General features: G+C 38.3%; 10 protein-coding genes and 3 pseudogenes. 11 read left to right on the forward strand and 2 right to left on the reverse strand.

Annotated elements, in window-relative coordinates; genetic code table 11:
* Positions 1–9: 9 nt before the first annotated feature.
* From KTI78_RS14920 to KTI78_RS14975, 11 genes and pseudogenes are all read left to right on the forward strand, one after another.
* Positions 10–13,035 (forward strand): annotated as a pseudogene (locus KTI78_RS14920) (hemagglutinin repeat-containing protein); the annotation flags it as partial.
* A 67-nt stretch (positions 13,036–13,102) separates the two neighbouring features.
* Positions 13,103–13,435 carry an immunity protein YezG family protein gene (locus tag KTI78_RS14935; protein ID WP_262446560.1) on the forward strand — a complete coding sequence of 111 codons (333 nt, stop codon included), beginning with the start codon at positions 13,103–13,105 and terminating at the stop codon, positions 13,433–13,435.
* Positions 13,436–13,673: 238 nt separating this feature from the next.
* Positions 13,674–14,039, forward strand: coding sequence for an immunity 8 family protein (locus KTI78_RS14940; protein WP_262446561.1), 366 nt, complete (start codon positions 13,674–13,676; stop codon positions 14,037–14,039).
* A 36-nt stretch (positions 14,040–14,075) separates the two neighbouring features.
* Positions 14,076–14,516: an antitoxin YezG family protein gene (locus KTI78_RS14945; RefSeq protein WP_262446562.1), complete on the forward strand. Its 441-nt coding sequence runs from the start codon at positions 14,076–14,078 to the stop codon at positions 14,514–14,516.
* A gap of 113 nt (positions 14,517–14,629) precedes the next feature.
* Positions 14,630–14,830: pseudogene (locus tag KTI78_RS17680) on the forward strand (hypothetical protein); the annotation flags it as partial.
* A gap of 1 nt (position 14,831) precedes the next feature.
* Positions 14,832–15,026, forward strand: a complete 195-nt coding sequence (locus KTI78_RS14950; protein WP_410374419.1) for a polymorphic toxin type 47 domain-containing protein — start codon at positions 14,832–14,834, stop codon at positions 15,024–15,026.
* A gap of 25 nt (positions 15,027–15,051) precedes the next feature.
* Positions 15,052–15,519 (forward strand): hypothetical protein, encoded by a 468-nt coding sequence (locus KTI78_RS14955; RefSeq protein ID WP_262446564.1) that lies wholly within the window; start codon positions 15,052–15,054, stop codon positions 15,517–15,519.
* A gap of 168 nt (positions 15,520–15,687) precedes the next feature.
* Complete coding sequence (locus KTI78_RS14960) at positions 15,688–15,951, forward strand: hypothetical protein (protein ID WP_262446565.1); 264 nt, start codon at positions 15,688–15,690, stop codon at positions 15,949–15,951.
* Positions 15,952–16,127: 176 nt separating this feature from the next.
* Positions 16,128–16,286 carry a hypothetical protein gene (locus tag KTI78_RS14965; protein ID WP_262446566.1) on the forward strand — a complete coding sequence of 53 codons (159 nt, stop codon included), beginning with the start codon at positions 16,128–16,130 and terminating at the stop codon, positions 16,284–16,286.
* A 62-nt stretch (positions 16,287–16,348) separates the two neighbouring features.
* Positions 16,349–16,678, forward strand: a pseudogene (locus KTI78_RS14970) (TetR family transcriptional regulator); the annotation flags it as partial.
* A 181-nt stretch (positions 16,679–16,859) separates the two neighbouring features.
* Positions 16,860–18,164 (forward strand): MFS transporter, encoded by a 1,305-nt coding sequence (locus KTI78_RS14975; protein WP_262446587.1) that lies wholly within the window; start codon positions 16,860–16,862, stop codon positions 18,162–18,164.
* Positions 18,165–18,288: 124 nt separating this feature from the next.
* Here the strand turns inward: KTI78_RS14975 and KTI78_RS14980 are convergent, their stop codons facing one another.
* A complete protein-coding gene (locus tag KTI78_RS14980; RefSeq protein WP_262446567.1) occupies positions 18,289–20,550 on the reverse strand; it encodes an excinuclease ABC subunit UvrA in 2,262 nt (753 codons plus the stop codon).
* 258 nt (positions 20,551–20,808) lie between these two features.
* Positions 20,809–22,176 carry an NAD(P)/FAD-dependent oxidoreductase gene (locus KTI78_RS14985; protein WP_262446568.1) on the reverse strand — a complete coding sequence of 456 codons (1,368 nt, stop codon included), beginning with the start codon at positions 22,174–22,176 and terminating at the stop codon, positions 20,809–20,811.
* Positions 22,177–22,194: the final 18 nt, after the last annotated feature.

Raw genomic sequence — 22,194 nt, forward strand, 5'->3', positions numbered from 1 at the left:
GATTTTAAAATGAATAAGAACCGTTATCGTATTATTTTTAGTCATGCTCGCGGTATGTTTATTGCTGTTGCCGAGATTGTAAAAAGCAAAACGAAGCAAGCAGGACAAAGTCAGGGAACAATGGAAACAGATTCGGTGACGTCTTTTGTTTCACCTATTCATTATAAAAAACTAAATCCGCTTAACTTTGCCGTTATTGGTTGTTTAGGGGCATTGGTGATCAGCTTGCCAATGAGTAGTGTTGCAGGAACTCAGATTGTTGCCGATAAAGGTGCTCCTACATCGCAGCAGCCTACTATTTTAAATAGTGCCAATGGAACAACTCAGGTCAATATTCAGACGCCAAGCGCGGGTGGCGTTTCGCGGAATACCTATACACAGTTTGATGTTGGTCAAGAAGGCGCCATTCTAAATAACTCACGTAATAACACTCAAACCCAGTTGGGTGGTTGGGTACAAGGCAATCCATGGCTTGCAAACGGTGAAGCCAAAGTTATTTTGAACGAGGTAAATAGCAGTAACCCAAGTCAACTTAAAGGTTATATTGAAGTTGCCGGAAAACAGGCTCAAGTCGTCATTGCAAACCCTTCAGGGTTGGTTTGTGATGGCTGTGGTGTGATTAACGCAGACCGTTTTACCTTAACCACGGGCCAAGCGGTCATGAATCAAGGTTATCTTGAGTCATTTCGTGTTCGCGAAGGTCAAGTCACGATTGAAGGTAAAGGCTTAAATGGAAGCTTAACACCTTATACAGATATTTATGCGCGGGCCTTAAAAGTCAATGCGGGGCTATATGCTAATGAACTGAGTACGGTACTTGGGCAAAATGATATTCAAGTCAAAGACCAAGTGACTCCTCAAATTAAAGCAACTACAGGGTCAACATCTACACCTCAGCCGAACTTTGCCTTAGATGTAGGCCAGCTCGGTGGAATGTATGCTGGAAAAATCTTTCTGATCGGTACAGAGCAAGGGTTAGGTGTGCGTAATGCTGGTTCGATTAACAGTACACAAAGTACTCTTACCCTGAATGCAAATGGTGATCTGGTCAATAATGGTAATCTAATTGCAAATAAAGATCAGATACAACTGAAAGCTCAAAACATTCAGAATACAGGTAATGTCAGTAGCGCAACTTCTCAAGTTTCTATAACAAGTCAAAATCTAAATAACTCTGGCTTAATAAGTAGTGCAGATGAGTTACATCTTGAAAATCAGAATAATATTACTAATAGCGGTACATTGAATGCTGCTCGAATAGCGATTAACTCTAAAAATCTAAAAAATAGTGGTTCTATCGAACAGACAGGTTTACAAGGTCTTGATTTAAAATCGGGGACGATGACTAACCTTGGCGGTAAAATCGGAATTGCTAAGAGCAATACTGGTGGCAGTACGGGGGGATCTACAGGAGGAAGTGTTCCGACGACCCCAACAGATCCATCTAAAGATGGTGGGAGTTTAGGTGTTGTTACACCAGTAGATACAACGCCAAAAACTTACGATACTGGTTTTATCCATGTGTCAGATGTACTAAATAATGACCAAGGTGCAATTGTTGCCAATGGTGGTGTAGATTTAGACAGCCAAAATGGTTTAGATAACCAAGGTGGTCAGCTTAATTTAGGTGCTATTAATATTAAAGGGAACACTTTTAATAATAACCAAGGTCAACTTACCGTTAAAAGTGCCAATATCCAAACCTCAAGTTTTACTAACCAACAAGGGGAACTTGCATCTAATAGCACGCTCAATATTCAAAGTCAGTCTGCTAACAATAAAGGCGGAAAAATCCAGTCAATTGGACAGCTTGATTTAGCCACAACTGGTGAGTTGAATAATGTCGATGGACAAATTGCTAGTGGAGCAAATGTCAACGTTACTGCAAGTGATTTGAAGAACCAGTCGGGTGTTGTCTACTCAGAAAATCAATCTGTAAATATTAAAGCAAATAAAGCGATTGATAATACTGAGGGACTCATTCAGGCTAAAACCAATTTAAACTTAGATAGCCAATCACTTAATAATACAGCTGGACAAATTGTTGCAGATCAAATTAATCAGAAACATGTGAGTGTTAATAACAACCAGGGGTCTATTACAGCTCAGCAAAATTTAGAAAGTACTGCCCAGCATTTTGATAATACTGAAGGCCAGATCCAAGCTAAATCAGTAAAATTACAGCATGATCAACTTAAAAACACGGGCAATGTTTATGCAGATCAGGACTTAACAGTTACAGGACAAAATATCCAGAATGTTGGCACTTTGGCAGCTGGAAAAAATATCCAGATTACTAGTTCAATTTTAGAGCACAGCGTAGGTGGATTGATTGCTGCGGGCCTAGATCGTGAAGGTAAAATCGCTAACATTGGTGATGTGTCAATTAAGGCGGATCAAGCGGGTTTACATGGACAAACCTTAGCTGGCGGTAATTTAAAAGTACAAGCCCAAAGCAATATTGATGCAGCAAAAGGTCAATTGCAGGCACAGAATATTGAGCTAGGTAGCACGGCCGGTAGTATCTCCACACAAACTGGAAGCCTAGTTGCCCAAGATCAACTCAAGTTGGCTAGCCAAAATCTTATTAATAATCAGCAAGGGCAATTAAGTGCTAAAAATGTAGTGCTGACTGCCAAGCAACTTGATAATAGTCAAGGCAAAATTCAGCATACTGGGAACAATGAGTTTGCTCTAAATTTTGTAAACGGCTTAAATAACAAAGCAGGAGAAATTAGCAGTAATGCATCTTCAATTAACCTGAATACATCTGCTCTGAATAATGAAGCTGGAAAGATTATCCATGCAGGGAATCAGCAACTGAATATCACTGCTGATCAATTACAAGGAACACAAGGTCAGATTTTAACGAATGGGCAATTGTTTGTTGATGCTGGACAAGCTGTATTGGATGGCGCGACTACGTCCGCAGATCAAATCAATCTCTCTGCAAATAGTTTAAGTCATCAAAAAGGTCAGATGGTTCAGCGTGGCACGTTAACACCGCTTACCTTAGCTATTAAAGACCAAATGAATAACCAATTAGGTCTGATACAGAGCCAGTCAGGTTTGCAGCTAAAAACAACTATCCTGAATAATCAAGGAGGACAATTAAGTTCTGCACTTAATTATGATGTACAACTTGAGGTGGCAGGCTTACTCGATAATAGTCAATCAGGAAAAATTTACGCAGGACAGAATGGCAGTATTCAAGCAGGTTCTATTAATAATAATTTAAGTGGACTCATTTCTGCACAAAATGCATTAACTCTGACCAGTTTAGGGATTATTAATAACCAGTCGGGCAAAATTGTAGCGAATCAAGATGTCAGCATTACTTCTAATGGCCTAGACAATAGCAGTGGTCAAATTGGTAGTAGTCAAGGCATTGTAGCGATTAATGCAGGATCTGGTGTAGTTAATAATACTTCTGGAACTCTACAAGCCGAAAAAGATTTAACTGTAAGTGCTGACCAGATTAATAACCACTCTGGACTCATAAATAGCCAAAGCTCACTTGCTTTAAGTAGTCATAAAGATATTAACAATACCTCTGGACAAATCATTGCTAAACAAAATGTGACTACACAGAGTCGAGGTTTGACCAATAATGCAGGACAAATTGGTAGTGTTCAGGGCAATATCTCATTAGATGCTGGTTTAGGCGATTTGAATAATCAAGCAGGTAAAATACTTGCTGCTCAAGATCTGACTTTAAGCGCTCAAAATTTAGATAATCAGTCTGGTCTTATCTTTGCTCAAAAACATTTGGCATTAAAAGTTCAGAAATTAAATAACCTTAAAGGGCAAATTCAAAGTGGCGATGCGATAGAAATTACGGGGCAAAGTCTGAATAACCAAGGAGGTTCAATTGAGACAAATGCTGATCTTACTTTAAATATCAATGGTGCATTAGATAACAGTCAGTCCGGTAAACTGACGGGTAATACTGCAAAAATTACAGCAGGTTCGATAAATAACAGTAATAAAGGTCAAATTAATGCTACAGATACCTTAACTGTTTTATCGCAACAAGCGATTAATAACCAAACTGGGGTAATGGCCGCTAATCAGAACGTTTCTATCCAAAGTCAGGGCTTGGATAATACAAGTGGGCAAATTGGTAGCGTTCAGGGTTCATTAACCATTGATGCTAAAAAAGAAAAATTATTAAATACTTCAGGTACGCTTCAAGCAGGAACGAGTCTGAAAATCACAAGTGGTGGTTTAAATAATGATTCAGGTACTATTCTTGCGCTCAGCGATAATACAATTAAAAGCACGGGTGACGTCAGCAACAAAGCCGGAAAAATTGCATCGAATGCTCATACTACAATTACAAGTCAAAATTTAACTAATCAGGCTGGAACGATTCAGTCAGGCAGTGGTTCAGCTTTAGATCTAGTGATCAATGGGGCATTGGATAATAGTCAAGCAGGCCAGTTACTAAGTGGTGCTGGTTTGAACCTGAAAGTAAATTCTTTAGATAACAGTCAGCAAGGGCAAATCAGTGCACAGGATGCACTAAATATCATGAGTGCCGGGCTTATCAATAACCAATCAGGTACTTTGGTTGCAAACCAAAATGTAACTTTGAGCAGTCAGGGTTTGAATAATAATCAGGGACAGATTGGTAGTATCCAAGGCGGATTAGTTATTGATGCTGGGGATCAGGCTCTCACCAATCAGTCTGGCGTATTACAGGCAAAAACTGATTTAACGGCAAAAGCCTTATCTGTAGATAATACAGCTGGACACTTCAGCGCTCTGGGTGAAATCGATTTAAACAGCCAAAAAAATATTAATAATACCCAAGGTTCAATTGTTGCTGATGAAAACCTCAATATCCATAGTCAAGGTTTGATTAACAATCAAGGGAAGCTGGCAACTCAGGGTAATTTAACTGTTCAAGCAGGTACGCAAGCATTACAAAACCAAGGCGGTATTATTCAATCTGGACAAGATATGTCCGTGATAGCTGCATCCATTGATAACTCATTATCAGGGCAAATCAATGCACAAGGTAGTACAACCTTACAAAGCGAAGGTCTCTTGAATAATGAAACAGGTGTTGTAGCGGCAGGTCAGGAACTTACGCTAAATAGCAATGGTTTAAATAACACCAAAGGTAAAATTGGCAGTGTGAATGGTGCATTAAATATTAATGCAGGTTCTTCACTTTTAAATAATCAATCAGGTTCATTACAGTCATCTGGCGTAATTGATGTTAAAGCAGGTGGGGTTAATAACCAGTTAGGCAAAATTACATCATTAAAAGCGATAAATATAGATAGCCAACAACAGGCATTCACTAACCAGCAAGGTATGATCAGCTCAGATCAGGTTTCGATTTTATCTGGTCTATTTAATAATAATCAGGGTCTTGTGCAGGCGAAAACATCACTTGTACTTGATACCAATGGTCAGAATCTAGTGAATACCAATAGCGGTACACAAGGTGGATTACTTAGCCAAGGCAATCTTACTTTAAAAAATCTAAATGCCGTCGATAATACACAGGGTTACATTGCAAGTGGACAAAATTTAGATTTAAGTGCAAATCAGGTTATCAACAATAAAGGAACATTGCTTGCAACCCAAAATCTGAAATTACAAGGGATAGGTCAAAAACAACTACTAAATAACCAGTCTGGACAGATTTTGTCGATGGGTGATATGCAGCTGACCATTGAGCAGATCAATAACCAAGGTAAATTGGTGGCAACAGATCCAGATAGCCATATCATGGCCATGGGGCAGCTAGATCTTGTAACTCAGCAGTTAGATAACCAAAATACCTTAACTAGTGATAGTACGTCTGTTCAAGGTATTGATGCTGGTAATCTAAACTTGAGCACCCAAACTTTGAATAACAAGTCTGGTGCAATCCGTAGTAACCAAAATGCTGTACTTAATGTTAGCGGGCAGTTGAACAACCAATCTGGTGAAATCAGCGCCGTTAAACAGCTAAATTTACAAGGTGATCAGCTAGTTATTAATAACCAAAAAGGCAAATTACTATCAGGTGAGAATTTAAATATTACAGCTCAATCGCTTACGGGTGATGGTCATATTGCAAGTTTGGGTGATGCGAATATTACGCTGAAAGAAAGCTTTAAGCAGACTCAAGAAGGACAATTACAAGCGAATAAAAATCTGAGCTTAAGTACAACTTCGGATATTACCAACGATGGAAAAATTAATGCTGGCAATATCTTAAAATTAAATGCAGCCAATATAACTAACAATAGCAATGCTCAGATTGAAAGTCACGATACACAAATTGAAGCCCAAGACGAGATTAATAACACTGGGCTGATTAACGGGGATTACACTACACTAAAAGCAAATACTGTAAATAACCGAGGTACCGGTCGTATCTATGGTACAGATCTTGCGATTAGCGCTAACACTTTAAATAACTTGCCAGATGCTCAAGGTAAGGCTCCAGTTATTGCTTCACGAGGGGACATGAACCTCGGTGTAGGTGTATTAAATAATCTGGCTAACACACAAGACTATGCGAGTCAGGCACTTATATTCAGTGCTGCAAACTTATATTTAGGCGGTGCTTTAGATGAAAACCGTAAAGCGATTGGTCAAGCTACTATCATTAATAATGAAAGTGCAACGATTGAGTCACTTGGCAATATGCGCTTATCAGCCGCCCAGATTAATAATATTAATAAGCATTTTATAACCGATGATAATGTTGAAGTATCACGTATAGATGGCCTAGAAAAATTCTGTAATGCCTGGTGTACCTTTGATGGCCAGTATGATGGTGGTAACTGGTTTGAAGACTGGATAAGATATACCTATAGTGAAATTACCTATGAAACCAAAGCCCTTGAATCGGCTCCGGGTCAAATTAAAGCAGGCGGAAATCTGGATCTAAGTGGTGCCCAGGTGTTTAATGATAAGAGCCAAATTTTAGCTGGAGGAGAGCTGATTAATTTGGGAGGCGCCATTGTTTCAGATAATGGCATAAAAGGGACTAGAAAGGTTGTAGATCAGGGAACAATATTTAAACATTGGGAACATGAGGGTGATTGGGAAGGACCTTTTGAAGTTTCAACTGAAACAACAATTGATGTGCCGATAGGTCAAGTCGCCGATCATTATGAGCTGAACCAAACGAATCAAGATATTACGGCTGTTTCTAAGAGTGCTAGTGGCCCAATCAAGAATGCACAGACCAACACAACTCAGGTTAATGGTTTAAGTGATGCAGATAATACTACTGTAGTTGAGCAAGCAGGTGCTGCACAAAACAAGGATTTACAAGCAGCCAGTCAGACTTCTGTAAAAACAGATGTTCAAACTTCAGGGCAAAATGGGAACTCGGCTAACGTTCAACTCAAAGACAATACCACTCAAATCTCTGTTTTGGACCAATTACAAGGTCAAAAAGCTTCTCAAGTTTCAGGTGCTTCGACTTCTGATCAGGCCACTGCACCAAATCAAGCGGGTACTGGGGAGCAACTCGAAATTCGTACCATTAATAACAACAATATTAAAGTTGCGAATAATGCCTTGTATAGAACAGGAGCGGATAGTAAAGCGGGCTATATCATTGAGACTGATCCGAACTTTACCAATTACAACCAATGGTTATCTTCAGATTATATGCTGAATGCTTTAGGACTTGACCCTGCACTGCAACAAAAACGTCTAGGAGATGGTTTTTATGAGCAGCGAATGGTGCAAGACCAGATAGCTAATTTGACTGGTTATCGTTTCTTGGAAGGTTATGGATCCGATGAGGAACAATATAAAGCCTTAATGAATAACGGGGTGACTTTTGCCAAACAATATGGCTTGCGTCCTGGTATTGCTTTAAGTGCTACGCAAATTGCGCAATTGACCAGTGATATTGTCTGGTTAGTTGAAAAAGATGTGACTCTACAAGATGGAACGAAAACAAAAGCGCTTGTTCCGCAAGTCTATGTAAAAGCTCGTGTAGGAGACTTAAAAGGAGACGGTTCTTTACTTACGGGTAATAGCGTTAACTTTAAGTTAAACGGCGACTTACTGAATGGTTCAACCATTGCTGGACGAGAAGCTGTTCAGATTACTGCAAATAATATTAATAACCTGATGGGCCGTATACAAGGCAATACCGTTGATATCACCACGAAAAAAGACCTCAATAATATTGGAGGTCAAATCAGTGCCAAAGATGCAATGGCGGTTAAAGTCGGTGGTAATCTTAAAATTGAAACTACAACAAGAACATCGACAACACAGGTAGGTGGTTTTGGTTCAAGCACAACAGGAGTGGACCGTGTTGCAGGGCTTTATGTAGGTAGTGGTAATAAGATTCAACCGAATAAAGCAACACTGGTTGTTGACGTAGCTGGAAATACGGTTCTTAAAGCTGCTGAACTCAATAATGGCAATGGTGCCACAGTGATCAATACGGTAGGTAATGTTGACATTGGCACAGTAAAAACGGGTTATAAACTTACAACTTACCGTGATGCACAAAATCATGCGACTAGCCAGAAAATGCAGGATGTCGGTAGTCAGCTGAATAGCAATGGCTCATTATTATTAAATGGACAAAACATCAAAGTACAAGGTTCCGGTTTAAATAGCGAACAAGGAACAACTCAACTTTCCGCAGTTAATCAGTTAGATATTGAGGAGGGTCGTAAGACCAGCCAGTTTGATCGACAGTGGTATGAGAAACATAAAGGAACTTTAGGCAGTAAGACAGATACTGGATTTACTCATGATCAACCTAGTGAAGCGATAGCAAGTACGATCAGCGGTAAAAAAGTTCTACTCGATGCAAATAATATCAATATTCGTGGTAGTCAGGTGGTTTCGAATGAGTTGACTCAGATTCAGGCCAAAGAAAATGTCAATATTGTGGCTGCGGAAAATCAATATGCTAATCAACAAGAGCAGACTGTCAAAAAGTCAGGATTTAAAGCGAGCCTTTCAGATGGTGTGGCAAGTGTAGGCTATGCAAAATCTAGTTTAAATACAAAAGAGGATGGAAAATCTACAACCTTAACTCAAAGTGTAGTTCGTAGCCAAAAAGGTGATACGACCATTATTGCTGGTAAAGATTTGACCACTGAAGCAGCTATTTTAGATGCAGGAAAAGACCTCAATCTAAAAGGCGCAAATGTTAATTTAAATTCAGCATATGCAACCGATGAGCAACATTCAGAAGTTCATAGCAAACAATCTGGCGTTTCGGTTGGCGTGACCTATTCTCCAGCTATGGCTGCCGCATCTGCTTACAAAAACAGTATGAACAATGGTCAATTCTCGGATAGCGCCGTTGGTCAGGTGATGGCTCAAGGTGAAGCTGTACGAAAAGCGTCTATGGCAGCGATGACACCAGTAACCATTCAAGCAGGTAGCAATAAAACAAATCAGGTCAGTCATACATCCAATACTCAAGCTGTAGTCACCCAAGCGACAGCCAAAGGCAATTTAAATATTATTGCAACAGAAGGAAGTATTAATAGCCAAGGTGCGCAGCTTTCTGCCGAAGGCGATGCATTATTGCATGCTAAGGAAAATATTAATCTGGGTATTGCAGAGAGTCATTCAGAGCAAACTGCTGACCGTAAACAAAGTGGTTTTAGTATTGATAACCGTGATTGGGCTGCACCTGCTGGAACATTCAAAAACAAAAACCAAGGTGATGGTCGTAGTACTCAAACGACAGGAACCCAGCTTTCGGTGGGTGGAAAAACAACCCTACAAACTGGGGAAGGCGATATTAATATTATCGGTAGTTCAGTTGCCTCAAAAGGTGATGTGAACCTTAATGCTGCTCGTGATATCAATATCAAATCGAGCCAGAACAGCCAAAGCCAAAGTGAGCAGAGTTCAAACAAAGGTATTGGTAGTGCGCAGATTTCGGATACGGAGCAGTTCTATGGCTATATGAATGGTCAGAGCCAAAGCAATAGTAAAGGTGTTGAACAGCAACGCAGTCAAGTGGGCAGTTTAGAAGGCAATGTCAATATTCAGGCAGGCCGTCAATATACCCAACAAGTTGCTGACGTTGTTGCTGCGAAAGATTTAAATATTAAGGCGCAAGACATTCAGGTTTTAGAAGGCCATGACACGGGTAGCTCATCTGAAAATAGCAAAGACTTAAAAATCGGACAATTTAGTCGTGTGAGTTCACCGCTGATTGACTTATTGAATGCAGCGGATAAAGCGAAAAACAGTAAAGCAGATGACCGTACACAAGCCTTACAAGCTGTTGCAGCGGGTGCGCAGGGTTACCAAACCTATAGTGATATTAAAGGTGGTGCACTATTTAAAGCTGAATCTGGCATTGGCTTTAGTACCAATAAAAATCAGCAAAATAGCAGCTATGCCACTTCGCAACAAAATAACTTAAAAGCTGGCGGCAATGTCAACTTAACCAGTACTCATGGCGATATTCATCTTCAAAATACACAGGTAAAAGCAGAAGATAAGATCAATCTAGATTCTTCAAAAAATATTATTTTGGAGTCTGGTCAAAGCCAAAATAAAGCTGATGGTAAAAACAGTAATGCGGGCTTGAGTGTGGGGGTGGGTGTCTCTGTCGGGGCGCAGACGGGTGCTTACATTTATGGTGAGGCTGGTTTTGGTAAAGGTAGTAATCATTTAGACAGTAAAACCCATAACCAAACGACTTTGGATGCAAAAAATATCAGTTTAACCAGTAAAGGTGACACCACTCTACGTGGAGCACAGGCAAAAGCAGACCGTATTGATGCCGATGTAGGTGGTCAGCTTAAAGTTGAAAGTTTACAAGACACTGTTGAGCAAAATACCAAACAAACTGGAGCAGGTGGTCGCTTGCAAGCTTCGTTTGGTACAGCTTGGCAGGCATCTGGTAATTTTAGTAGTAGCAAAGCCTCGGGTGATTCCAATAGCGTTAAGCAGCAGTCTGGATTATTTGCTGGAAATGGTGGTTACCATGTAAAAGCAGATAGTGTTGACTTAAAAGGCGGTGCAATTGTTTCGACTGCAACTAAAGATAAAAATGATCTGACCACGAACCGTTTAACTTTTAGCAATATCGAGAACCAAAGCCAGTACGATGCGACTACAGTTAGCCTATCTGGTGGTACAAGTCTGGGTAAAGGTAAGACTGGAGATAGCAAAGCACCAACACCAACTAACAATGATAACTGGCGTAATGCAACCAGCTTTAGTCCAAGCTTACCGCAACATGAGTCTGACAAAGACAGCAGTACGACATATGCTACTTTAAGTGCAGGTAATATTAAGGTTGGTGGCAAGTCAACTACGGTTGAGCAATTGGGTATTCATAGCGACGCCTCGACAGCAAATAGAGCGGTTGAGACTTTACCGAACTTACAAACTATTTTAGATAAGCAAAAAACAGTAGCAGATGCGACTTCTACGATTGCAGCTGCAACAAGAACGTATAGTCAGAATCAGCAACAACAGGCGGAAAAAGCAAAAAATGCTGAAAAGCAAAATATACTTAATCAACTAGGGTTAGATAGTGATGCGCTGAAGTATTACCAAAGCCTTGATTCAGCGAAGCAAGAGGAATATCTACGTCAATATTCACCTGACTATGCAAAAGCTAGTGATATGAATCAAGCTTGGGGTATGGGCGGAGACAAAAGTCGAGCCTTGAATGCAGTGACTATGGCAGTCACAGGCGCACTTGGTGGGCAAACTGATATTCAGGTTGCAGCCAATGCACTTGCACCTTATGCGGCGAATCTGATTGGTTCACAATTTGAACATGGTGAAGACAAGAACAAAGCTGCTCAATTAGCGAGTCATGCAATATTGGGTGCAACGCTAGCTTACTTAAATGGAGGCAACCCTGCAGCGGGTGGTAGTGCAGCAGTTGCAAGTGAAGCAGCAGCGGATTACTTCGCAAATCAATACAATGATGGCAAGACAGCGATTAATCCTGAAACAGGTAAGTTTGATGCAAATCTATTACCAGAAAATGTTAAATCAGGTATTCGAGATTTAACGGCAGCGATTGGTGCAGTTGTTGGTGGAACAGTGGGTGATTCAGCATCGAATGCACAGTTGGCGGGTGTGATTGGGCAAAATGCAATAGAGAATAATAAAACATCTATTAAGCAAGATATTAAACATTTATTAACTTGTTGGGGAACAGAGTGCCAGCAGCAATATAAAAATTTAGACGTAGCTCAGACCGCTGCATATCAAAAAGGTAAAGATCGAGCTGTTGCTAAATTTGTTAATGATCTAAAGAATTTACCGAATGTTCCTAAAGAGGTCTATGAGGCGATAAAAAATGATCCAGCAGGTACAGCTAAAGCAATATATGAGGGCTTAAAGCAAGTTCCTGGAGATATAATCGATACCGGAAAAACAATCGCTAAAGTCAATGCTGTGGGTGACACACCAGCAGAGTTTGAAAAGTTGGGTGAAGCTGATATGGCACTCGCACTCAATACATTATCAGGGCTAGTCAGTGCAGGGACAGTCACGGTTGCGAAGAAAGGTGGTAAGATTGTTATTGATGCTTCTAAGACGATTAAGCTTAAGGCTGATTTTGATCCAAGTTTAAATGTTCAGACTAATGGTTTTTCTTTACCGCCTAAAACGACACCTAAAGTTATTAATATTAAAGCTAATCAGGCTAAAAAAGGAACAAAAGAGTATGATATTCTTAATAACCCTCCAGCAAATAGTCATGTAAAGTTGGATAATGGTACTGAGTTTAAAACTAATGCCCATGGTTATGTTGAGGAATTAAGTTTTCAACCAACATTGAATAAAATACCACGTGATAGTCGTCAGACTGCTGCTGGAAAAGAGGGCGTAACGGGTGATGTCGGTGGGCATGCTCAGGCTTGTTCTTTAGGGGGAACATGTGATCGATTTAATCTTTTTCCACAAAATGGAAATTTTAACAATTCTGCATATAAAAAGTGGGAAAATGAGATTCGAAATGCATTAGAAAAAGGCACTAAAGTAGATAATGTGACTATCAAATTCAATAGATCTACCTCATCAAATGCAAGGCCCGACTCACTTCGAGTAACTTACAATATTGGTGGTGTACCACAGACTAAAGATTTCCTAAATATGTCTTCAAAATAAAAGGTGAGAAATGAGTATTAATCAACAAACAGAAATCTTAAATAGTTTATTGCAAATAATGCATGACAGTGTCTCTACCTCATATGACTCTTTAGAATGCGTATTTGATTATTATAAGGATTCTGATGATGGGTCTTTATCAATAGGGTCAAAATTTGCATATATTGATAAAGATAATGTTAATTATGCATTATTAAATGACCCTGATTATAGGGTCAATGAATTAATTATAAAGCTACATGATTTAATGGTTACCCATACAGGGGGGAGTTGGAAAGAGTTTACTCTTAGTTTAGATAAACATGGCAAGGCACATACTAAGTTTATCTATGATGAAAATTAATATTAAGTATTAATATTTGAAAATAAAAAGCATGTCTAAATTGACATGCTTTTTATTGCTTGAAAGATTTTTGGCCGAATAGATAGCGATCATAATGATCATCTAATAGAGAAACAAAATTAAAAATTTACGTCAACAGGAATTCAAGCTAATTTTGAAACATTTGAAATAAATAGTTATGGAAAGTCTGTTAAAGTTGGTAATGCACATTTAGATATTATTAAGCAATAGGTTGATTATGAAAGCTATATTGAAGTCAATTGATTGGTCACATGAAAATCCATATGAGTATATGCCAATAGAACGAAGTGATATTTATATTACTTTTACTTGTGCTATTGGTCTTGAAAATGAAGAAGGGGTAGATTTTTTTGATATTACTGTTTGTAGTCCTGAGTATTTAATTTCAAATGATGTGTTTGAAAATAAAATTATTAGACATGTGTTGTTGGTAAGAGATTATGATTTTGAAAAAATATTAAATATTATTAATAAATATATTGATAAGTGTGATGGAAATGATTGGAATGATATTTCATTTAAACTATCAAGGTATTTTCAATGGGAGTATGAGGATTATATTGTATCGGAAAATAATTCTTGAAGTAGCCTCACTGGAACTGCTACAGGAAAATAGTTTATGAAAGATCAAGAAATATATCAAAAAATAGGTGAACTTTTATGGTCTATAATGCCTGAAGATGCAACTGTAATATATTTTACAGGAGATATTTATCCTGAGCATTTTTCAGGTGGGGCAAAATGGCTTCTTAAAAATGGGAAAATTGAGACATTTCCTTTCGGTGAACGTGCTTATGAAATTGAAAATAAAATATGTATATTAATTGATGAATTGAGATCTTTGGATGTTTTTAAAGAAAAATGGACTAACTATAAATTAACTTTAACAGAGGAAGGGAAATTTAATATAGAATTTGCCTATATTTCAGAAGAAGATCATTGGCCTGGATTATATATGAAGGCAGTTAGTGATTTGAAAGAAGAAGAGCTAGATGAATATAACATTCCTTTTGAGGAGTGGGAGAAACGGGTAAAATTGAAGGAGAAAAATAAAAAATAGCCTGAATATTTCATTCTAGTATAAAAAGCCTATCAATTTTAGATAGGCTTTTTTATAAGTCGAGTTAAAGATGCAGTAGTAGTATTTATAATCTAACTATTAGATAGAGGAAAACTGCGGCAGAGAGAGATCAATACTTAGCACAATATGGTATTTATGACGCTGTGCTTGCAAATGAAAAAGCGGTAACCCAGCAATGGGGTAGGGCGGAGATAAGAGTCGGGCACTGAATGCAGTGACCATGGCAGTCACAGGGGGCACTTGATGGACAAACAGATATTCAAGTTGCAGCCAATGCCCTAGCTCCTTGTGCTAATTGAATATAGAACAATACTTGGGAGTAAATATAAGGGAGCAGAAGTAAGTGTAGATGTTGCCCATGATGGTAAGGGTACTTTAGCGGTGCCGCATGTAGGTTGGCAGACTTCAGGAAAAGGTGAGAAAAGTGTAGTGGGTCATATTTTGTTAGATGATGTTTCTGCTAATCGATCTAAAGAAAAAGTTCGATAAACAATTTTTAAAGAGTGATTTATCTATGTTAAAAGGTGAAGATTTTTTTATTGAAGATTTTTTTGAAGTAGCTGAGGAATTAAACATTTTTTATAGTGAGCTAGATATTAGTAAAAGTGAGAATTTTTATGTTCAAGTTTTTGAAAAATATTTTAGGAAACCGCCTGCTTTAAATGATTCTGAACTATGGCAGGAATTAAAAAAAGAGACAGAGGGTGCACATTTACCTATGGGAGCTTCTCAAATGGAACGGCTTTTTGAGTTTTGTAATCCTAAAAAACAAGATTTATATATATTTTTTGATTTTTATTACTGTAAAAAAATATTTAATTTTAAAAGTTTTGATGATTTGTCAAGAATTTTTAAAAATACATATAATTTTAATTTCTATATTATTGGTGAAGATTTTTTATTTGCTTGGTGTAAAGAAGAAACGATATTTGGAGCTGGTGCAGCTGAGAGATGGGTAAAATGTTTGCAGGATAATTGGTAGTTTATTCAACTTGGCTACTAACTTAGTGAAATTAACTTGCAACTGTAGGAGGTGCAAGTGAAACAGCGGCAGATTACTTGGCGAATCCATATAATTGGTCTATATAATTTCCATATGGAAGTATTTTTGATCCTAAAGTAATAAAAGGTAAGTAATAGGTAGATTGTTATGTTTCAAAATACTTTTAAACCATTTAGTAAAGCTGAGCTGCCAGCAGAGTTCACTTATCCAGTAAACTATTTGCAATTATCTAAAAATTTAACATCTTTACATTCAATACCATACTTTCCTTGGTGGTTTTATGATGCTGTGGAACCATTGAATGAGACTATGGAGATTTATTTTAGTCTCACAGGGCGTAAAAATTTAATTGTATTTGCTAGAGATAGTGTTTTATATTTTAGTGATTTTACTAACTTGTGGGAATATTAGATCAAATATAAGAAATAATGAGTCTAGAAGTGATGCAACCATTAATATCGACCCTAAAACAGTGAAAGCTTTTACAGACTATCCAAATTTAAAATTAGGTCAATCTAAACTTTGATTTAGCGAAGCAAGAGGAAGATCTACGTCAATATTCGCCTGACTACACTAAGGCAAGTGATATGAATCAAGCGTGGGGTATGGGCGGAGACAAGAGTCGAACCTTGAATGCAGTGACCATGGAAGTCACAGGGGCACTTGGTGGACAAACAGATATCCAAGTTGCAGCCAATGTACTTGCAGCTTATGCCGCTAATGTTATTGGTAAGGAGTTTGGTTAGGGAGAGAAAATAAGAATAAAGCCGCACAATTGGCAAATCATGCGATTTTGGGTGCAACATTTCGTTATTACACTTCAAGCAAAAAACTCAAAGAAATTGTGCATTTACATATCTTTTTTAATAGCCTGCGCCATCTGCTGTTAAAAGTCATATTTGAAATTAGAATCGTTTAATCTCAAGGTTATCGCATGGCGGTTGAATATCGAAAATAGCTACTTCATGAGATTTTTGATCTGATTTTTAGCCTAGAAAATTATGTAATGAAACCCGATGCCAACATGGTATTAAACCTAATTGATGGCTTGATGATGCAATTTCTAAGTTCCAATAACTCGGAAGAAAGAGATGTCATGCTAGAGCAGTTTTTAAACCAAGTAGCTGAATTAAAATAATAATTTAAAAATATGGTGTGATAAGTAGACCGTAAGCGCTGTGTGATCAACCGAAAAAGTTAATGTTTTGACTTTTGGGGGAGAATATTGTTATTTTTGTTTTACGTTATTCATAAATTAATTATTAATAACGTAATTAGAATGAAAATAATTGAAAACGCAACATGGAGAAAGGATGACCATGAGAGAAGTTGCATTAAGTGATTTGATCAATCAGCAGAAAGTCGGACGTTATCAGAAATTTATTTTGTTCACCTGTTTACTACTGATGATTATGGATGGGTATGACATTCAGTCCATGGCTTACGCAGCCCCAATGATTATAGAAGAATGGGGCGTTCATAAAACCATGTTAGGCGTTGTGTTTAGCGCCAGCTTATTTGGTTTGTTTGTCGGATCATTTTTATTAAGTTCACTTTCTGACCGTTTTGGCCGCCGTCCAATACTACTGATCTCAACCTTTATGTTCTCCATATTGATGCTGGTAACACCACATGTCGGCAATATTGAGCAATTGACTGCAATCCGCTTTGTTACAGGAATATTTTTAGGAGGTATCATGCCAAATGTCATGGCTTATAGCTCCGAAATTGTTCCATATAAATCTCGTATTTTCACCATGATGGTCATTTCTTGTGGCTATACAGTAGGGGCAATGTTAGGGGGAGGCATATCAGCCTTATTAGTTCCTTGGGGAGGATGGCAGGCGATTTTCTATTTTGGCGGTATTGTTCCTTTAATTATTTTCTTTATCACGTTCTTTAAGTTGCCAGAGTCTTTATATTTTTTAAGTGAAAATAGCAAAAATACTCCCAAAATTTTGTTTTGGTTAAAGAAATTTTATCCTGCGTTAACATTCAATTCAGAGATGAAAATCATTAATACTACTGAAGTTCAGGTTAAAAAGTCACCGCTTGAGTTATTTAAAAATAAGCGCGCGTTTTTTACCTATTCTATTTGGATCATCAGTATTTTAAATATGATCAGTCTCTATTTTCTGGCGAACTGGCTACCGACTTTGGCCAAAGAGTCTGGACTCTCATTAAATCAGGCATTGATGATCGGCTCCACTCTACAATTAGGCGGTACGATTGGTAGTGTGGTAATGGGTCTTAAAATCGATAAGACAGGATTTTATAAAGTATTAATTCCTGTTTTTTTGGTTGCAGTGATGAGTGTTGCTTTGATTGGCTATGCTGTTAGCCATATCGTTTTATTATTTATCATTATTTTCATTGCTGGCTTTGCTATTGTTGGCGGGCAACCTGCCATTAATGCGCTGTCTGCCAGTTATTATCCAGTTTCACTTCGTACCACTGGGGTGGGCTGGAGTATTGGGATTGCCCGTTTGGGTTCGGTCATCGGTCCGTTGTTTGGCGGTTATCTCTCTCAATTTCTGGTCATTACTCATTTATTTGTGATTGCTGCAATACCTTCGTTGTTCGTTATTATCATGCTGATGATTCAGGCCAAGTACCGATCATAATGTTACCTACAAGTGAATGAGCGTGAATAGTTGGATGAGTATTTTTTACTATAATTAAGGGTATGAGAGTCTAAAAGACTCTCACATTTAAAACTTGATTGTGCCAAGCTAGGCAATCAAATTACTACAGCTCTAGATATTTTTTCAAATAGTAGCCAGTTAAAGATTTTTCTGCTGAAAGCAAACCACCAACAGTTCCTGAGAACACCAGTTCTCCACCTTTATCACCCGCCAATGGACCAATATCAATAATCCAATCTGCTTGACTCATGATGTCTAAGTTATGTTCAATCACAATGACCGTATTGCCTTTATCAACTAAGTTATTTAATAAACTAATTAATTTTTCAGTATCAGAAGGATGTAGGCCCGTACTCGGCTCATCTAATACAAAAATATTATCTGTTTCATTGATTTGTTTTGTGAGTTTTAACCTTTGACGCTCACCACCCGAAAATGTATTTAAGCGTTGGCCGATTGCAATATAGTCTAGTCCCAAGCTGACCAGAGCATTAAATTGCTGCTGTAAAGTTTGATCTTCAAAAAATTGACTTGCTTCTGCAACAGTCATTTTTAAAATTTCAGCAATATTTTTACCTTTATAAAGATACTTTAATACTTCAGGCGCATATCCTGAGTCATGACAAACATCACATGTCATTTCAACATCATCTAAAAATGCGAGTTCAATCCTTTCGATACCTGAGCCTTTACATTGAGGACACGCACCTTCGCTATTAAAACTAAACAGCTTGGCACTTACTTTATTGGCTTTTGCAAATAGATGGCGAATCGGATCAAGAAGGTCGAGATAGGTCAGTAAATTGGACCGAATGCTGGCAGTAATTGCAGATTGATTAATGACTTTTGTTTCAGGATATTGTTGGGGTAATACTTTACTGATTAATGTACTTTTTCCTGAACCAGCCACTCCTGTAATCACGGTTAAACAGTTCTTAGGAATATCGACATCAATATTTTTTAAATTGAATAAATGAGCATTTTTAATTGAAATCCATTCTTTGCCTACACGTGGTGTTTTTTTATAGGTATTTGGCCGTCTAAAAAACTCACCTGTTAAACCTGATGAATTTTTTAATTCTTCGAAAGTGCCTTGGTAAATAATTTCACCGCCGTTGGTGCCAGAAAGAGGTCCCATATCAATGACATGATCCGCTGTTCTAATCAGATCAGGGTCATGTTCAACCAGTAAAACGCTATTTCCTTTATCTCTAATTTTTTGAATAATTTTAATAATATTATCTAAATCTTTGGGGTGAAGACCAATGCTTGGTTCATCAAAAATATAGAGTAAGTCAACCAGACTGTTACCCAAATGTTTAACCATTTTGATTCGTTGTGATTCACCTCCCGACAACGTATTGCTCACACGGTTAAGGTTTAAATAGCTAAGTCCAACGAGATTTAAATTAGTCAGTTTATTGATGATTTCATGCAAAACGGTTTCAAATTTTTCACTTTTTATCGATTCGATAAACTCTAAAAGCATTGAAACGGATAGAGCGGTACATTCGGCAATATTTTTACCGTTAATCTTACAAGATAAAGATTTTTGATTAAGCCGTTGTCCCTTACATAGGGAGCATTCTTTGGTGGTAATAATTTGCTCAAGTTTATTTCGATAGCGATTTCTTTCCTGCGCTTCGCCTTTTAAAAAATTACGTTCAAAGCGGGTCACTAATCCTTCATATAGTGCCGTTTTTCTCCATTTACTTGTTGGGTTTAAAGGCTTGTGCTGAGGAGCATATAAAAATAATTCCCATTCTTTTTCACTATAGTCTTTTAATTTTTTATCTAAATCGAAATAACCTGAATCTGCATATCGCGTCCAACGCCATGCTGTAGGTTGATAAGTCGGGAAGTCTATAGCACCTTCTTCATTTAAGGATTTATCTAAATCTAATATTTTATAGATATCAATTGTTTGCTCTAGACCAATACCTTCGCATTGCGGGCACATGCCGTTGGGGTGATTAAAAGAAAAAACGTTGGAATATCCAACAAAAGGTTCACCCATACGTGAAAATAATAAGCGAAGATTGGCATAAATATCTGTAATTGTTGCCACTGTTGAGCGGATGTTACCCGTCAAAGGCTTTTGATTAATAATGACAGGTACATTTAAATTCTCAATTTTATCGACATCAGCGACACCAAAATGTTGTAAACGATTACGCACAAAACTGTCTTGAGTTTCGTTGATTTGTCTTTGTGCCTCCGCGCCAATCGTTTCAAATACTAAAGAAGACTTCCCTGAACCTGAAACTCCGGTAAAGGCGACAATTTGGTGTTTAGGAATTTTTAATGAAATATTTTTAAGATTATTTTGTCTTGCTCCATAAATATTTATTGTTCTTTTAGTCATGTGTAATCACTTGAAGTTAAAGATTTAGGCTAAAGGTAAAACAAAATTTGTGAAAAGGATGTATATGTTTATTAAGTAAATAGTTTAAATATTAAACTTATATGTCTTTTCTTTGCCTAGCATAAATCTCTGGTGCTGACATGTTGGTATGTACCATATGGGGTAATGCAATAAAGAGATATAGAAATGGTCCGAGTTTAAAATGGACTACAACCATGTAGTCCATTGATTATTTACCACACTAAAAAATGCTTAGCTCTATGAATCCTTTTTAGCAGCAAGCGCTTTGCGGTCAGTTAGACGGTCATAGAACGCCGCTGCCTTGAAACCTGTTTTAAATACGCACCACTGGAGTGGTTCAGGTAGCGTAGAAGGGGTCTTGTGGTATAAGTTTTTCAGAATAGGATTTTCTACTCCTTTAATTTTCTCTGCAAGAAGCTGCCCCATGAGCGACTGAGTCGCAAGCCCATGTCCTGTACAGCCAGCTGCATAGATAATATTTTGATGTGGCCCAGTTGATCCAACCACAGGCAAAAAGTCATAAGCCACACTAACATATCCACTCCAACAGTGCTTAATACCAAGACCTTTCAAGGTTGGGTGACGTTCACGTAAGGTTTGTGCGAGTGCCGTATAAGCGTCGTGATCTGGTACGTTCGGAGTTTTTGAACCGTAAACATAATTCAACTTCTTAACTGTCAACACCATTGTGTTATGTGCAGTCAGTCGATGGCTTTCCATCATGAGATGCGGTGTAATAATACCTTCTCGGCCAGGCCAGCCGAGTGATTCCAATTGCTTTGGAGTTAATTGTTGGGTCTCAATTGCCGAAACCCGTATCGGAGCAACCTTATCACGTAGCAATCCCAACTGAGGTGTGAAAGCATTTGTGGTTAACACCATGATGGGTGCGCTTGCACTACCGCGAGCGGTTTTGCAGGTAATGATTGGTCCTTCGCTATAAGAGAGTAATGGTGTTTTTTCATAAATTTTAACACCTGCCTGAATGGCTGCACGGCGTAAACCACTCACGTATTTACCGGGGTTTAGCGTGCCGCCGCGCTGTTCGCTACCAAACAGAAAAGCTGGTGGAATTCCACGAGCACGCATTTCGGCTTGATCTACAAAGCGAGTATGGGAACCTAATTCTTCACCAACTCTCATACTGCGGCGTAGCCATTTTTCCTGCGAAGGATCTATAACAGCGCGTATAATCCCAGAAGGGTTGTAATCACAATCGATGCCTAACTCGGCCAGACGTTTTTCAACATAGGTCACGCCCTCATCGTAGAAATTGACAAACTGTTTTGCACGTTCAACGCCGAGGCGCTTGGCGAACACCTCGAATTCAATTCCCATACTACCAAGCAGATAACCCGCATTACGGCCGCTGGCACCGAAACCACCAAACTCTTGCTCAAGTACGATGACCTTTGCACCTCGTGCAGTGAGTTCAAGAGCTGTAGACAACCCGGCAAAACCAGCACCAACCACAATGACATCTGCGATGACCGAACCCACCAACTCAGTTTGAAGGTCGTTAGGCTGTTCTATCCAACCACCTAAAAGACGAAATGGCATAGATTCAGGGTGGCCACTCATCACTTGTTCATTTGAATAATTCATTCGCTATCCTTCTGTATA

Origin of the sequence: Acinetobacter sp. WU_MDCI_Abxe161 (assembly GCF_025514355.1) — a bacterium.
Classification (GTDB): domain Bacteria; phylum Pseudomonadota; class Gammaproteobacteria; order Pseudomonadales; family Moraxellaceae; genus Acinetobacter; species Acinetobacter pittii_E.

Coding starts and splice junctions, on each gene's coding strand:
- KTI78_RS14935 (WP_262446560.1), top strand. CDS start 13,103: ATGAGTATTAATCAACAAACAGAAATCTTAAATAGTTTATTGCAAATA.
- KTI78_RS14940 (WP_262446561.1), top strand. CDS start 13,674: ATGAAAGCTATATTGAAGTCAATTGATTGGTCACATGAAAATCCATAT.
- KTI78_RS14945 (WP_262446562.1), top strand. CDS start 14,076: ATGAAAGATCAAGAAATATATCAAAAAATAGGTGAACTTTTATGGTCT.
- KTI78_RS14955 (WP_262446564.1), top strand. CDS start 15,052: ATGTTAAAAGGTGAAGATTTTTTTATTGAAGATTTTTTTGAAGTAGCT.
- KTI78_RS14960 (WP_262446565.1), top strand. CDS start 15,688: ATGTTTCAAAATACTTTTAAACCATTTAGTAAAGCTGAGCTGCCAGCA.
- KTI78_RS14965 (WP_262446566.1), top strand. CDS start 16,128: ATGAATCAAGCGTGGGGTATGGGCGGAGACAAGAGTCGAACCTTGAAT.
- KTI78_RS14975 (WP_262446587.1), top strand. CDS start 16,860: ATGAGAGAAGTTGCATTAAGTGATTTGATCAATCAGCAGAAAGTCGGA.
- KTI78_RS14980 (WP_262446567.1), bottom strand. CDS start 20,550: ATGACTAAAAGAACAATAAATATTTATGGAGCAAGACAAAATAATCTT.
- KTI78_RS14985 (WP_262446568.1), bottom strand. CDS start 22,176: ATGAATTATTCAAATGAACAAGTGATGAGTGGCCACCCTGAATCTATG.